This window comes from Blautia luti (assembly GCF_033096465.1).
Classification (GTDB): domain Bacteria; phylum Bacillota; class Clostridia; order Lachnospirales; family Lachnospiraceae; genus Blautia_A; species Blautia_A luti.
Genome location: NZ_AP028156.1, coordinates 1,342,318 through 1,356,940 on the forward strand (window position 1 = coordinate 1,342,318; position 14,623 = coordinate 1,356,940).

The 14,623-nt window shown below is 43.2% G+C and carries 11 protein-coding genes; 10 read left to right on the plus strand and 1 reads right to left on the minus strand.

All coding sequences use genetic code 11. From position 1 onward, the window contains the following. Positions 1–142: 142 nt before the first annotated feature. From pta to R8695_RS06275, 7 genes are all read left to right on the plus strand, one after another. The gene (gene pta, locus R8695_RS06245; RefSeq protein ID WP_118509584.1) at positions 143–1,150 is read left to right on the plus strand and encodes a phosphate acetyltransferase; all 1,008 of its coding nucleotides are present in this window, start codon (positions 143–145) and stop codon (positions 1,148–1,150) included. Positions 1,151–1,388: 238 nt separating this feature from the next. Then, positions 1,389–2,579 carry an acetate/propionate family kinase gene (locus tag R8695_RS06250; protein ID WP_118509585.1) on the plus strand — a complete coding sequence of 397 codons (1,191 nt, stop codon included), beginning with the start codon at positions 1,389–1,391 and terminating at the stop codon, positions 2,577–2,579. Positions 2,580–2,942: 363 nt separating this feature from the next. After that, complete coding sequence (locus R8695_RS06255; protein ID WP_118509586.1) at positions 2,943–3,470, plus strand: YceD family protein; 528 nt, start codon at positions 2,943–2,945, stop codon at positions 3,468–3,470. Positions 3,471–3,474: 4 nt separating this feature from the next. Continuing rightward, positions 3,475–3,657: a 50S ribosomal protein L32 gene (gene rpmF / locus R8695_RS06260; protein WP_118509587.1), complete on the plus strand. Its 183-nt coding sequence runs from the start codon at positions 3,475–3,477 to the stop codon at positions 3,655–3,657. A 166-nt stretch (positions 3,658–3,823) separates the two neighbouring features. Then, complete coding sequence (locus R8695_RS06265; protein ID WP_118509588.1) at positions 3,824–5,197, plus strand: MATE family efflux transporter; 1,374 nt, start codon at positions 3,824–3,826, stop codon at positions 5,195–5,197. Positions 5,198–5,332: 135 nt separating this feature from the next. Beyond that, positions 5,333–7,606: a hypothetical protein gene (locus tag R8695_RS06270; RefSeq protein WP_154780062.1), complete on the plus strand. Its 2,274-nt coding sequence runs from the start codon at positions 5,333–5,335 to the stop codon at positions 7,604–7,606. 39 nt (positions 7,607–7,645) lie between these two features. After that, positions 7,646–9,553 carry a sensor histidine kinase gene (locus R8695_RS06275; protein ID WP_154780061.1) on the plus strand — a complete coding sequence of 636 codons (1,908 nt, stop codon included), beginning with the start codon at positions 7,646–7,648 and terminating at the stop codon, positions 9,551–9,553. A gap of 32 nt (positions 9,554–9,585) precedes the next feature. Here the strand turns inward: R8695_RS06275 and R8695_RS06280 are convergent, their stop codons facing one another. Then, positions 9,586–10,308 (minus strand): LytR/AlgR family response regulator transcription factor, encoded by a 723-nt coding sequence (locus tag R8695_RS06280; protein ID WP_154780060.1) that lies wholly within the window; start codon positions 10,306–10,308, stop codon positions 9,586–9,588. A 260-nt stretch (positions 10,309–10,568) separates the two neighbouring features. On the opposite strand from R8695_RS06280, the gene R8695_RS06285 reads away from it, so the two are divergent. From R8695_RS06285 to plsX, 3 genes are all read left to right on the plus strand, one after another. After that, positions 10,569–11,378: a hypothetical protein gene (locus tag R8695_RS06285; RefSeq protein ID WP_154780059.1), complete on the plus strand. Its 810-nt coding sequence runs from the start codon at positions 10,569–10,571 to the stop codon at positions 11,376–11,378. Between the two features lie 178 nt (positions 11,379–11,556). Beyond that, the gene (locus R8695_RS06290) at positions 11,557–13,374 is read left to right on the plus strand and encodes an ABC-F family ATP-binding cassette domain-containing protein (RefSeq protein WP_154780058.1); all 1,818 of its coding nucleotides are present in this window, start codon (positions 11,557–11,559) and stop codon (positions 13,372–13,374) included. Between the two features lie 175 nt (positions 13,375–13,549). After that, positions 13,550–14,587, plus strand: coding sequence for a phosphate acyltransferase PlsX (gene plsX / locus R8695_RS06295; protein ID WP_154780057.1), 1,038 nt, complete (start codon positions 13,550–13,552; stop codon positions 14,585–14,587). Positions 14,588–14,623: the final 36 nt, after the last annotated feature.

Sequence of the window (14,623 nt, forward strand, 5' to 3'; positions counted from 1 at the left end):
AAAAAAACTTTTTTATGTCATATTCTACCATTCAGATGCTTGAAATACAAGGCTTCACGAGTTATAATAAACACAGTGCAGAAAGCTGATGCAGTCGTGAATACTGTGTCAGAGCTGTTATATGAAAGGAGCCATTTTAATCATGGGATTTATTGACACACTCAAAGAAAGAGCAAAAGCAAACGTAAAAACAATCGTACTTCCGGAGACAGAAGATAAAAGAACTCTGGCAGCTACAGAGAAAATCTTAAAAGAAGGAATTGCAAAGGTTATCCTTGTTGGTAACGAAGAAGCTGTTAAAAAGAGTGCAGCTGAAGACGGATATGATATTTCCGGCGCACAGATCGTAGATCCTGCTACATCAGAGAAAACTCAGGGATACATTGACAAGTTAGTAGAATTAAGACAGAAAAAAGGCATGACACCAGAGCAGGCTAAAGATATTCTTCTTAACCAGTATCTGTACTATGGTGTAATGATGGTAAAAATGGGCGATGCAGACGGTATGGTATCCGGTGCATGTCATTCCACAGCTGATACATTAAGACCATGCCTTCAGATTCTGAAGACCAAACCAGGTACTAAACTTGTATCTGCATTCTTCTTAATGGTAGTTCCGAACTGCGAATATGGTGCAAACGGAGCATTTGTATTTGCTGATTCCGGTCTGAACCAGAACCCGAATCCGGAAGAACTTGCAGCAATCGCAGCATCTTCTGCAGAATCTTTCGAGCTTCTCGTTCAGGAGAAACCAGTTGTAGCTATGCTTTCACACTCCACGAAAGGCAGCGCAAAACATGCTGACGTAGATAAAGTCGTAGAAGCTACAAAGATCGCGAAAGAGCAGAATCCAGATCTTGCACTTGACGGAGAATTCCAGCTTGATGCAGCTATCGTTCCAAGCGTAGGCGCATCCAAAGCTCCGGGAAGCGAAGTAGCTGGTAAAGCTAACGTACTTGTATTCCCAGACCTTGATGCAGGTAACATCGGATACAAACTTGTACAGCGTCTTGCAAAAGCAGAAGCTTACGGACCTGTAACTCAGGGTATTGCGAAACCTGTAAACGACCTGTCCCGTGGATGCTCTGCAGACGATATCGTTGGTGTAGTAGCTATCACAGCAGTACAGTGCCAGGCCAGCGACAAATAAGATTTTGTCACATAGTGAATCCGAATCGGATTAAAGATATTTGATTGATTACATAATTAAGGGCATCGGAGGAGAGGTTTCTGATTCTGATGCCTTTGATATCATTACTCATATTTCATGAGAAATAATGAGAAAATATTAATATTATAATATGAAAGGAAAAGCTGACAGAAATTTTTGAAGATTTGTGCCGGAATTGTGGACGATATTCGAAATTTATTGTCGGCAGAATATGAAAATGAACGTATTAGTAATCAACTGTGGAAGTTCATCCCTGAAATATCAGCTGATCAACTCTGATTCAGAAGCAGTTCTTGCAAAAGGTCTCTGCGAGAGAATCGGTATTGACGGAAGATTAGTATACCAGAAAGCTGGCTGCGACAAAGAAATCACAGAAGCAGCTATGCCTACACATAAAGAAGCAATCCAGATGGTACTGGATGCCCTCACAAATGATAAAACAGGCGCAATCGGAAGCCTGAAAGAAGTAAACGCTGTTGGACATCGTGTTGTACATGGTGGTGAGAAATTTGCAAAATCTGTAGTGATCACAGATGAAGTGATCGCAGCAGTAGAAGAGTGCAATGACCTTGCACCACTTCACAACCCTGCAAACCTGATCGGTATCCGTGTATGCTCCGAACTTATGCCAGGTGTACCTCAGGTAGCAGTATTCGATACAGCTTTCCATCAGACAATGCCTGCAAAAGCATATCTCTATGGCCTTCCGATCGAATATTACAAGAACTACAAAGTAAGAAGATATGGTTTCCACGGAACATCCCACAGCTTCGTTTCCAAACGCGCTGTTGAATTTCTTGGCCTTGACAAAGATAACTCCAAAGTTATCGTCTGCCACCTTGGAAACGGTTCTTCCATCAGTGCTGTTGTAAACGGCAAATGTGTAGATACAACAATGGGTCTTACTCCACTTGAAGGTGTTGTTATGGGAACACGTTCCGGTAACATTGACCCGGCTATCATGGAGTTCATCGCTAAGAAAGAGAACCTTGACATCGCTGGTATGATGAATGTTCTCAACAAGAAATCCGGTCTTCTTGGATTATCCGGCGGATTATCCAGTGACTTCCGTGACCTGAACGATGCAGCTCAGAGCGGAAACGAAGATGCAGCTAATGCGATCGATGTTCTCTGCTATGGTATCGCTAAATTCGTTGGCGGATATGTTGCAGCTATGAACGGTGTAGATGCCATCGTATTTACAGCAGGTATCGGTGAGAACGCTATTCCTGTACGTGAGAAAGTTGTAAGCTATCTTGGCTATCTTGGAGTTACACTTGACAAAGAAGCGAACGGAGTTCGTGGAGAAGAAATCGTAATCTCTACACCGGATTCCAAAGTGAAAGTTGCTGTAATTCCTACAAACGAAGAACTTGCAATCTGCAGAGAGACTGTAGCTCTGGTTTAATCTGAAAAAACCAAGATAGTCTGTAGTATTACTGAAATTGAATGAAACAGTAATTGCTGTAATTCGTATAGGTTTTAGAGGTAATTGAAATCAGCAGACAACAGAGTGTCTGTATTATGTCCGAACGAGAGAAATATAGTTGGATAAAACTATATTTATAATAAGAAGAGAAGGGTGCATCTGTCAGGAGCACCCTTCTTTGCGCCCATAGGGCACATTGAAATTACGCAGTAATATTGCTGTCAGATGAGAAAATATCCCGTAAAGGAATATTACTTGACAAAATGTGAAATTTTTCTAATTTATCGTTGACAAAAGCAGAAGCGGTATGTATAATAAAACAAGTGTGGATAGGAGAAAAGTATGCAGATACATTTATCAGATATTTCATCCAGTGAAGGGATGCGTATTCAGAAAACTGTAGAGTTTGGAATGGATGCAATCACCTTTCAGTCAGGAACTTTTCCGGTAATTGCGAAGGAGCCGATAGAGCTTACTATTGTAAATACAGGTGACAGAAATCTTGAGGTTACAGGAACAGGTAAAATTACCGTTGGTATTCCCTGCGACAGATGCCTGGAAGAGGTTTCCGTTGAGATTCCTTTAGAAATCGAGCGAAAACTTGATATGAAGCTTACGGATGAAGACCGTGTGAATGATCTGGATGAGAGTTCTTATCTCACAGGTATGGACCTGGATGTGGACCAGCTGGTCTATCTTGAGGTACTGATGAGCTGGCCCTTGAAGGTTTTATGTAGAGAAGACTGCAAAGGAATCTGTAGCCAGTGTGGGAAAAACCTCAATGACGGTCCTTGTGGATGCGTCGAGGAACCTAAGGATCCCCGTATGGCAGCTATCAGTGATATATTTAGTAAATTTAAGGAGGTGTAACATAATGTCCATCTGTCCGAAGAATAAATCTTCCAAAGCAAGACGCGATAAGAGAAGAGCAAACTGGAAAATGAGCGCTCCGAACCTTGTAAAATGCAGCAAATGTGGAGCTCTTATGATGCCGCACAGAGTATGCAAAGCTTGCGGAAGCTACAACAAAAAGGAAATCATTAAAGTTGAAGACTAATTCTTAATGGTTGCAAAGCATAGCAGGTTGTCCCATTAGCGTGGGGAGCCTGCTTTTTGTATGTCTGAAATGTGTGGCAGATCAGACAGCAGATATCTGAGTAAAAACAAGTGTGAAACGGACGAATATGTCCGTCTGAATATAAAATGGATGAGGAATAGAGAAAATGAGGAAAAAGGAGAAGATCAACCAGATCACAGAAGGTGTGATCTGGAAACAGTTGCTGTTATTTTTCTTTCCGATCGTATTCGGAACGTTTTTTCAGCAGATCTATAACACAGCAGATACCATCGTTGTAGGCCGTTTCGTAGGAAAACAGGCACTTGCAGCAGTTGGAGGTTCTGCCAGTCAGATCGCCAATCTGATCGTTGGCTTTTTTGTAGGGCTTTCCTCAGGGGCGGCAGTTGTGATCTCGCAGTTTTATGGGGCAAAAGATAAGAAGAATCTGAGTAAGGCACTGCATACAGCATTTGCATTCTCCATTGCAGCGGGAATTGTTCTTACTGTAGTGGGGATTTTTCTGACCAGACCTGCATTGCTGCTTATGAAGACACCTGCAGATGTAGTAGAGGACTCTGCAGTGTATCTTCATATTTATTTTGGCGGAATGGTTTTTAATCTGGTTTATAATATGGGAGCAGCCATCCTGCGTGCAGTAGGAGACTCCAAAAGACCACTGTATGTTCTGATCATTACCTGTGTGCTGAACATTATTCTTGATCTGCTGTTTGTGGTTGCGTTTGGCATGGGTGTGACAGGAGTAGCTGTTGCTACAGTTACTTCTCAGGTGATCAGTGCGCTGATCGTAACAGTAATGCTTCTGAAAACCAGAGAGATATATGTGCTGAAGATCAATCAGATCCGTTTTGACAGAAGAATGCTGTTTTCAGTTCTGAGAATCGGTATTCCGGCAGGTCTGGAATCTGTAATGTATAATATTTCCAATATTGTGATACAGGTATTTGTAAATAATCTGGGAACTGACACAGTGGCGGCATGGGGAACTCTTGGGAAAATCGATGCTCTTTTCTGGATGGTGATCAATGCGTTTGCAATTTCCATTACTACCTTTGTGGGACAGAATTTCGGAGCCGGCAAATATCACCGTATGCGAAAGAGTGTGAGTGTCTGCATGGTCATGAGTATGGTCAGTTCTGCGGTGATGATCATTTTGATGTATTCATTTGCTCCCTGGATTTATCGTCTGTTTACCACAGATAGCGCAGTGATCGTCCATGGTGTTCATATGAGTCGTTTTTTGCTGCCGTCCTATTTCATTTATGTAATCATAGGAATTTTGTCCGGGGCACTGAGGGGTACCGGAAAGGTTCTGGTGCCTATGCTCCTTACCTGTGGCGGTGTGTGTTCTTTGAGAATCCTGTGGCTTTTTACAGCCGGACAGATGTATCCGGGAATCAATACGATCATGCTCAGTTATCCGGTTTCATGGAGTATTACGGCGGTGCTGTTTGTTGTATACTATTTCATGAAATTCCCTGGAAAGGAAAAGGCAGAGCACTTCCGGAGACAGAAACAGTAACGCCATTTTTCATGAAAAAATGCAGTTTATCCTATGTCTGTTGATGGAATCAGGAAAATAAGGTAAGCTAAAGACAGATGTCAGACAGGTGACAGACAGGTGACGATTCCTGGTGTCATAGTGATGGAGAATACTATGAGAAAAGAAAAGCGTATATTTTTGATCTTGATGATAGGTATCTGTCTGTCCGGGATGCTTATCATAAAAAAAACGACGGTCATCAGCGGGCAGGAAAATACGGTCAGCCACGTGACTGCGCCCAAAGATATTCCTGCTGTGGCAGTGGAGATAAATAAAAGTAGTGAAGTCATTTGTGATAAGCTGTCAGAGATAACCTATACTGTTTATACAGATTCAGATACCCTGCATATTCCGGTTCTGTGGGATGTTTCTGCTGTCAATATGGAGCTTCCGGGTGTTTATACTGTAAAGGGAACATTGAAACTGCTCCGGGGATATGATCTCGGGGAAATCAATAGTCCGCAGGTGCAGACTACAGTTTCGATTCAGTATCCGGGAAGGCCGGAGATCAATACTTATTACAGGCTGACAGCAGCCGGACTCTATATTTTTCCATGGCTGGAAAGAGAAGATGCAGATTCTATGGAAGCTTATCTGAAAAAGGATAACGGGCAGTGGATGAATCTTACAGAGGAAGGGTTTGCCCTTTGCAGCGAGGATGGTCTGTATGTCTCCAATCAGAGCATGGTTGTGGGAAATACGTATTCGTTGATGGTAGTTTATGGCGATGGACAGAGACAGACCGGTACTCTGCGCTTTCGGTATCAAAAGGATGGCAGTCTTAAAGTATACAGTTACCAGTACAGTCAACTTGGAAATACGGGAAGCCCTGCAAAACGTATTCGTTCTTATAATGCAAAAGATGAGAAATATCTGAGCAGATGTGCTGCCTATGCAGTAGAAACCGGCAGCAGTCTGGAAAAAATAGAAGAAGATCTGAAAGAAAGTGTCAGACTTCGCGTCAGCACTGCTGAGAAATTCGAGAATACAGCAGAAAACCCTGAGATTATTCTGGAGTCTTCCTGGGATATGAGTCAGGCTGATCTTACGAAACAGGGCGTTTGTAAACTCATCGGTACATTTGTGGTGCCGAAAGGATATCAGTTAGCTGAGAATCTGGCACTGCCAAAGGCATATGCCTATCTTTCCGTACAGAAAAGGGGAAATCCGCAGATTGATACTTACAGTATGCCTGTAGTGGATCTGGTAGAGTTTCCGATGCTTATGGCAGATTTTTCAGCAGAAGAACTTCAGAATGTGCAGGTTTATATACGTGAGAATAAAGGGAGTTATCAGAAGCTGGACAGAGAACTGGCGGAAGTAACATCCGGAGGGATACAGCTTTACTGCCGGGAAGTACTGAAAAAAGGAAATAATTACGATATCTGTGCGGTTTATGAAACAGGGAGTACAGGGATTTATTCTTTTCTGTATAATGATGATTTTATTGTGAACGAATACTGGCATGAGAGAAACTTTTCAGACAGAGATGAGAAAAATCTTCCGGCTATTGTGCAGAAGGCCCCGGGGCAGACGGTTACGTCGGTGCCTTCCGTAGAAGGAATGGAATCTCCGGATACTAAAGAGAATTATTATGAAGAAAGTTCCGACGAAACTTCGGATAATAGCAGAAGCTCCGGGCAGAAAACTTCAGCAGGAGAGATAAAAGCAACCGATTCCGGAACAACATCGGATTTTGATGCTGCAGATAGTACGGTAACTGAGCTGAGTACAGATACTATCACGGCAATCAGCGGTCAGAGACTGCTTCTGATGTTACAGCAAAATGGAATCGTCAGATTTGAAAAGCAGGGAATTTCTGTGACGATTCTGCCTGAGACGATAAATACCTGGAAAGTGGCAGCGAATGATGAAATCCAGATGAGAATAGAGAAAACTGCAGAATCTGCTTTTTCCCTGAGAATTTTTGTAAGAGGAGAGGAAGTAACGGAAATTCCGGGAAGTACAGCGGAATTTCAGACTTCTGTATTTGGAGAAATTTCATCTCCGGAGACTGTGACAGTTGCGGATGCACAGGGAAATTTGTGTGCGGTAACCTGGCAGGAAAAACAGAAGATTCTGCGGGTTGAGATAGAGAAGACAGGAGATTATTTCATCTCAGAAGCTTCTGTCAGTGGGCAGGCAGATAAAACAGAGACAGATTTGACAGAAGCTTCAGTATCAGACGCAGATACCGTTGAAAGCGCAGAAGTGATTTCTGATGGGGAAGCGGACAGCACTATGGCAAAAGAGGTAAATGCAGAAGGATTATCAGAAAAACAGAAAATAGAAACCGGAAAAATCTGTGGATTGTTGAGCGTTGTAGCAGTCGGACTGATTTTGCTCCTGATTCTGAGAAAAAAGCGAAATAACATAAGAAACAGATAGAATAAGAATACACCTGTGGACAAAAAGGAGGTGGCAGCAATGAAGAAAAACCGGAAATATTCATTGATACTTGTAGCAGCTGTGTTTGCCTTGTCCATGGGTGTGTTCTTTTTGCTTTACTGCTTTGACAATAAGTATACGGCAAAAGGTGACCGTGCAATACAGGGGATTCTTTATATACAGGAGGATTCTGTACATTATCTGACAGGAGAATGGGAATATTATCCTGATCTGCTGCTGACACCCCGGGAGCTTGAGGAACATAAAGAAGAGTACTACAGCCGTTATATTTCCATAGGAGAATATGGTGGCATGGATCTTGGAGATGAGGATAAATCTCCTTTTGGAAGCGGAACATATCGGCTGACACTGGTGCTTCCTGAGAAGGAAAAACGATATGCAATAGGTCTTGTTGAAGTATTTTCTTCTTATAATCTGTATGTAAACGGAAATCTGATCGGACAGGTGGGAAATCCGGATCCGGAGAATTATAAGGAACAGATACAGAACAGAGTTTTTACATTTGAGGGAAAAGGAACTGTGGAGATGATGATCTCTGTGACAGACTGGCATTCAGTATCCTCCGGCATTCAGTTTGTACCGGTATTTGGCTCTCCTTTGCAGGTGAATCTGATCAGAGGTCTGTCGATTGTGGGTGATGCAGTATATCTGGCGCTTACATTTTTTGTTTTTCTTTTTGCAGTTTATATGTTTGTGCGTACAAAAAAGACGGAGCTTTGCTTTTTTGCCCTGCTTTGCGTCTGTGTTATAGGATATAGTTTCTATCCTGTCCTTCACGCATTTGTCCCTGTAAAAGTGCAGCCCAGTTATGGACTGGAAACTTTATTTTATTATCTGATGTTTGCATGTGTTGTGGCTGTGCAGCAGAAAATCCTTTGTGATGAAGGACGTTTTCCGGAAATTCTGGCAGTTATCCTTGCGGCGGCAGGTGTTTTGATTTTTACGGCAGAATTGTTCTGTTCCGGGATTCAGTCTGCAGGCGGTCTTTATCTGATTTCAGGGATTACGGAAATTATGAAATGGTTTTCGGCAGCTTATCTGATGTTCAGAAGTGTGAAGGATATACAGCAGAAATACAACAGTGTTCTTCTGGTGGGAATTACTGCCTATGCTTCATCTCTGGCAGCAGACAGAATATGGAAAGCCTATGAGCCGATCGTAGGAGGATGGTTTACGGAATTTGGATCTGCAGTGCTTGTTTTCTGTGTGGGTCTGACTTTGTGGATAGAGCTTGCCAATGCCTACAGATTCCAGTTAACCTATGGGGAATACAGCCGTCAGATGGAGCAGAAGATTCTGATGCAGAAACAGCATTACGAAGAGCTTACACAGAAGATGGATGAGATCAGCAAAATGCGCCATGATATGCGTCATCATCTCCGCACAGTCATGGCTTATGCACAGCAGGAAAAATATGAAGAACTGATGAAGTATCTGCAGGAGTATGCTTCTGTTATGACAAAAGAGGAAAAAACAGTCTGTTATTGCAGAAATATGGCAGTAGATGCGGTCATCCATTTCTATGCCGGTGAACTGAAGCAGAGAGGGATTTTGCTTGAACATGATATGATGCTTCCGAAAAATATCAGCATTTCAGATACTGATTTATGCAAGATTTACGGGAATCTTCTGGAGAATGCTGTGGATGCAGTGGCAGAACAGTCGCGGGAAAAGAATCCTTATGTAAAGATCCTTACAAAGATTAAGAATAAAAAACTGCTGATAGAAATTTCCAATACGTACACAAATAAAATACAGAGAAAAGAAGACAGATTTTATTCGACAAAACATGAAGGCTTTGGGATTGGGACTGCATCTGTGTCAGAGGTGGTACAGAAAGCAGGGGGTTATGTGACCTTCTGTACAGAAGATGGTGTATTTAAAGTTAATATTTTCCTGCCTGTAAAAACAGCAGCAGAAGTATAAGGGGTATATCAGGAATACTTATTGTAAGATGATTATTTATCGGAATCTGATGAAAATAAGTATTCCAGATATGCTTTTTTTATGGCATTGGAGCCGCGTTTGCGTACAGTGACAAGTTCCCGGCTGTCCATGAGAAATCCTTCCTCGGTGACCTCCTCGATATGATCCATATTTACGATACAGCCCCTGTAGCAGGAAAGAAAGCATTTCATACCGTCAAGAATCTCCTCAAATTTCTGGAAAGTCATGTAAGAGCGTATGATACCGGCATCTGTTGTATGTACCTGAATGGCATTGCGGTAAGTATCTACATAGAGAATGCTGCGTACAGGAATCTTTACAGGAGTTCGGTCAGAAATCAGTTCGATGTATCTGGAATTCTGTGACTGTCTGAGCTGGATTGTGGAAAGGATACGGCACAATTTTTCCGGATTAAAGGGTTTCAGCAGATAGTAGGATGCCTGGACATCGTAGCTTTCCACAGCATAGGCATCACTGCTTGTAATGAAGATCAGAGCGGCAGTGTCTTTTGCATCGCGCAATTTTCTGGCTGCATCCATACCGGTCATGGTGTCCATGTAAATGTCCATAATGATCAGGTCATAAAAGCCTGGAGAATATTTTGCGAAAAAGGACTCTGCACTGGAATACAGACAGATGTCTGCGGATGTGTTCCGGGATTCATAGTAAGAAGAGACAACAGATTTTATCTGCCGCAGATCTTCTTTTGAATCATCAAGGATTGCAATATTCAAAAAGAGTACCTCCTGATAAACTGCGAAGCAGTTATTTGGTGTAGAGCTGAGTGACAAAGCGGATTGCGAATGTCCGCCTTGCAATATAGTTTGTATTTTAGACTATTTGGAAAGATTATTCAAGGATTACTGTAACCATATTTCATGGAAAATGTCATTTAATCCCATGTATATTGAAAATGATGTCAGAATTTCATATAGTAAGATCATGGAAATTCAGTAAAAAAGACTTACATTTTAAAGAAGGGATGGTAACAACTATGAAGAACTGGAAAAAATTAATGGCAGGTTTCTGTGTGGCGGCTATGTTAGGTTCTGTGGTTGCTCCGGTATGGGCAGCAGATGACGCAGCAGAAGAAGAGGCAGACGGAGATGTTGCGGATGTATCAGAAGCAATGTTGGGTCTGTGGAAGGACAGTGCGGGAGATATTTACGGATTCTATAAAGATAATTCGTTTTTTGGCCAGTGGAAGGATGAAGAACAGGATGTTCTTGGTGTATATGCTCTGAGTTCAGACGGAGAATATACAGCTCTGGTAATGCAGTTCGCAAATGACGACGGCACGTATGATGATGAAAATATGGTAACTTATCTGGTGCAGGCAAATGAGGAAGAGAATCTTCTGGAACTTTATGATCCGGACAGCCTGGACCTGACTGCAACCTTGGAGCCTTATGAGGCAGACGGTGATGAGTCGGATTACAATCAGACTTATCAGGATATGGGTGATATCCTGACAGAGTGTTATTCCGGCGAAACAGAAGCGGGTGAGACTTTTATTTATGCAGCTAATGAGGATGGAACTTTCTGCTCAGTACTTGTGATCGATCAGGATGATAACTATGTAAGCTTTGTTGGTGAAGGTACTTTTGATGAAGAGAATGGTACTGTGACGATTACTGATGAAGTTTCTGAGATGGCACTTACTTTTGGCGTGGCAGTGAATGATGATGATACACTGACACTGGATATGGGTGATCTTGGAAGCGCTACTGTAGAGGAAGCTACGCTGGCGGTTGCTGTGCAGGGACTGAAGTATGCAGTTGAGAATGGAACTGAGATGAACTGATGAATCCTTTTTTATAAAAACAGGGATGAGAATGCTCCTTTCCGGGTGATGCCCGGGGAGGAGTTTTTTCGTGCTTCCGGGAATGGGGATAAGTAATAATTAAAAAGCAGATGGGGGTTTTAGAATACCTGATGAGATGGTATAATGGGAGCGAAAATTACGAGAGAGGTTTAAGTTTATGAATATTCTGAATATAGAGCATGTTTCCAAGGTGTTTGGTGAAAAGGTGGTTCTGGATGATGTTTCCTATGGGGTGCATCAGGGGGATAAGATTGGGATTATCGGGATTAACGGAACCGGGAAGTCTACAATTCTGAAGATCATCGGTGGTCTGGAGGATCCGGATGAAGGGCAGGTAATCACACAGAATGGTCTCAGGATTACGTATCTGCCGCAGATGCCGGAGTTTCCGCAGGGGGCTTCTATCCTGGATTATGTGGCTGAGGGTAAGTGGCAGAAGGACTGGAGCACAGAGAGTGAGGCCAGGAATGTACTGAATAAGCTTGGAATTATGGATCACGAGGAGAAGATTGATCATTTGTCCGGAGGGCAGAAGAAGAGGGTGGCACTGGCCAGGACATTGGTGAATCCCTGTGATGTGCTGCTTCTGGACGAGCCTACCAACCATCTGGACAATGAGATGGTGACCTGGCTGGAGGATTTTCTGAGAAGTTTTAAAGGTGTTGTGATCATGGTTACCCATGACAGATATTTCCTTGACAGGGTTACCAATAAGATTCTGGAGATCTCCCATGGCAGTCTTTATGCTTATGAGGCCAATTACTCGAAGTTTCTGGAGCTGAAGGCAGAGCGTGAGGAGATGGAGCTTGCCAGTGAGAGGAAGCGGCAAAGTGTGCTTCGTATGGAACTGGAATGGGCAAAGCGTGGATGCAGGGCAAGAAGTACCAAGCAACGGGCACGTCTGGAACGTCTGGAGGAGCTGAAGAATGGAAAGGCTCCGGTACGGGATGTGAATGTGGAACTGGATTCTGTTGAGACACGTATGGGAAAGAAGACAATTGAACTTCATCATATCAGCAAGAACTTTGGAGATAAGGTAATCCTGGATGACTTTAATTATATTGTGCTGAGAAATCAGAGACTTGGGATCATTGGCCCGAATGGATGCGGAAAGTCAACTCTGATCAGGATCATCGATGGAATGGTGCAGCCGGATGCCGGTGAGGTAGAAATCGGTGAGACGATCCGCATTGGATATTTTGCACAGGAAGTGCCGGATATGGATACGAATCAGCGTGTGATCGACTATATCCGTGATGTGGCGGAGTATATTCCTACCAGGGATGGAAAGATTTCTGCCAGCATGATGTTGGAACGTTTTTTGTTTGACTCTGCTATGCAGTATGCACCCATTGCCAAGTTATCTGGTGGAGAAAAGAGGCGTCTGTATCTGTTGAAGGTTCTGATGGAGGCACCGAATGTGCTGCTTTTGGATGAGCCAAGTAATGATCTGGATATTCCTACACTGACCATTCTGGAGGATTATCTGGATTCTTTTGCGGGAATTGTGATTGCAGTGTCTCATGACAGGTATTTTCTGGATAATATTGTGGACCGGATTTTTGCTTTTGAAGGGAATGGACATCTGACTCAGTATGAAGGCGGATATACGGATTATACAGAGGCGCTGGCGAGAAAAGGCGGGGCAGTATCGGAAGGACAGACTACTGTTACCGGTGGAGAAAAGAAGAAGTCGGCCCAGGCAGACTGGAAACAGAACCGTCCCCAGAAGCTAAAATTTACCTATAAAGAGCAGAGGGAATTTGAAACTATCGATGATGATATTGCAGCGCTGGAGGAACTGCTGGAGAAGCTGGATAAGGATATGGAGACCAATGCCACCAATTCTGTGAAGCTTCGTGAGATCATGGAGCAGAAGGAGAAGGCACGGGCAGATCTGGATGAGAAGATGGACAGGTGGGTTTATCTGAATGATCTGGCAGAGAGAATTGAGGCACAAAAAAGTGAAAAGTGATTTTTTTCAGATGCTATTGACTTTGCAGATGGTTCTTTAGTATGATACAGATTATGGAAGATTGCAGGAGCTGCTTTGCAGCAGGGCAATTTGCGGATGCCGGGTCAGTGATAGAAAATATCTTTTGATTCTGACATCTGTGAGTGAACAGTAAGTGAACAGGAGATATGAAGATATGGCAGAACAGGTCAGAGTTGTAGTGGACGCAATGGGCGGGGATAATGCCCCGGCAGAACCTGTCAAGGCTGCAGTGGAAGCTGTAACAGAGAGACAGGACATAAAAGTAATTCTTACAGGAAAACAGGAAGTGATAGATAAGGAACTGGCGAAATACTCCGGATATCCGAAGAACCAGATCCAGGTTGTCAATGCATCCCAGGTGATCGAGACAGCAGAACCCCCTGTTTTTGCGATCCGTAAGAAAAAAGATTCATCAATCGTAGTAGGTTTGAATATGGTTAAGAAACAGGAGGCAGATGCCTTTGTTTCATCAGGAAGTACAGGAGCTGTTCTTGTTGGCGGACAGGTACTGGTAGGCAGAAGTAAAGGTGTGGAGAGGCCGCCTCTTGCACCGTTGATCCCTACCACGAAGGGTGTTTCCCTTCTGATCGACTGTGGTGCCAATGTGGATGCACGTCCATCACATCTGGTACAGTTTGCGAAGATGGGTTCTATTTATATGGAGAATGTAGTCGGCATTAAGAATCCAAGAGTTGCCATTGTAAATAACGGGGCGGAAGAGGAGAAGGGAAATGCACTTGTAAAAGAAACTTTCCCCCTTCTGAAAGAATGCAAAAGCATTAATTTCATCGGAAGTATAGAAGCCAGAGATATCCCGGCAGGATATGCGGATGTGGTCGTATGCGAAGCATTTGTGGGAAATGTGATTCTTAAATTATATGAGGGAGTTGGTTCTGCCCTGGTTCAGAAGATCAAAGAAGGAATGATGACCAGCACAAGAAGTAAGATCGGTGCACTTCTGGTAAAGCCTGCACTGAAAGAAACTCTGAAATCCTTTGATGCAACGGAATATGGCGGAGCACCGCTTCTGGGGCTTAAAGGACTTGTGGTAAAGACGCATGGAAGTGCCAAAGCCATTGAAATCAAACATGGTATTTTCCAGTGTGTACAGTTTAAACAGGAGAAGATCAACGAGAAGATCGCAGAGCGTATCCTGGAGGATCAGGAAGTACTGAAGTCCGGAGCAGAATAGAGCAGGACAGGAACAGAAACAGGAAGGAGGGTTGAA

What these genes read in the sequence shown, in the direction of transcription:
- pta (WP_118509584.1), top strand. Translation starts at nt 143, where the DNA reads ATGGGATTTATTGACACACTCAAAGAAAGAGCAAAAGCAAACGTAAAA.
- R8695_RS06250 (WP_118509585.1), top strand. Translation starts at nt 1,389, where the DNA reads ATGAACGTATTAGTAATCAACTGTGGAAGTTCATCCCTGAAATATCAG.
- R8695_RS06255 (WP_118509586.1), top strand. Translation starts at nt 2,943, where the DNA reads ATGCAGATACATTTATCAGATATTTCATCCAGTGAAGGGATGCGTATT.
- rpmF (WP_118509587.1), top strand. Translation starts at nt 3,475, where the DNA reads ATGTCCATCTGTCCGAAGAATAAATCTTCCAAAGCAAGACGCGATAAG.
- R8695_RS06265 (WP_118509588.1), top strand. Translation starts at nt 3,824, where the DNA reads ATGAGGAAAAAGGAGAAGATCAACCAGATCACAGAAGGTGTGATCTGG.
- R8695_RS06270 (WP_154780062.1), top strand. Translation starts at nt 5,333, where the DNA reads ATGAGAAAAGAAAAGCGTATATTTTTGATCTTGATGATAGGTATCTGT.
- R8695_RS06275 (WP_154780061.1), top strand. Translation starts at nt 7,646, where the DNA reads ATGAAGAAAAACCGGAAATATTCATTGATACTTGTAGCAGCTGTGTTT.
- R8695_RS06285 (WP_154780059.1), top strand. Translation starts at nt 10,569, where the DNA reads ATGAAGAACTGGAAAAAATTAATGGCAGGTTTCTGTGTGGCGGCTATG.
- R8695_RS06290 (WP_154780058.1), top strand. Translation starts at nt 11,557, where the DNA reads ATGAATATTCTGAATATAGAGCATGTTTCCAAGGTGTTTGGTGAAAAG.
- plsX (WP_154780057.1), top strand. Translation starts at nt 13,550, where the DNA reads ATGGCAGAACAGGTCAGAGTTGTAGTGGACGCAATGGGCGGGGATAAT.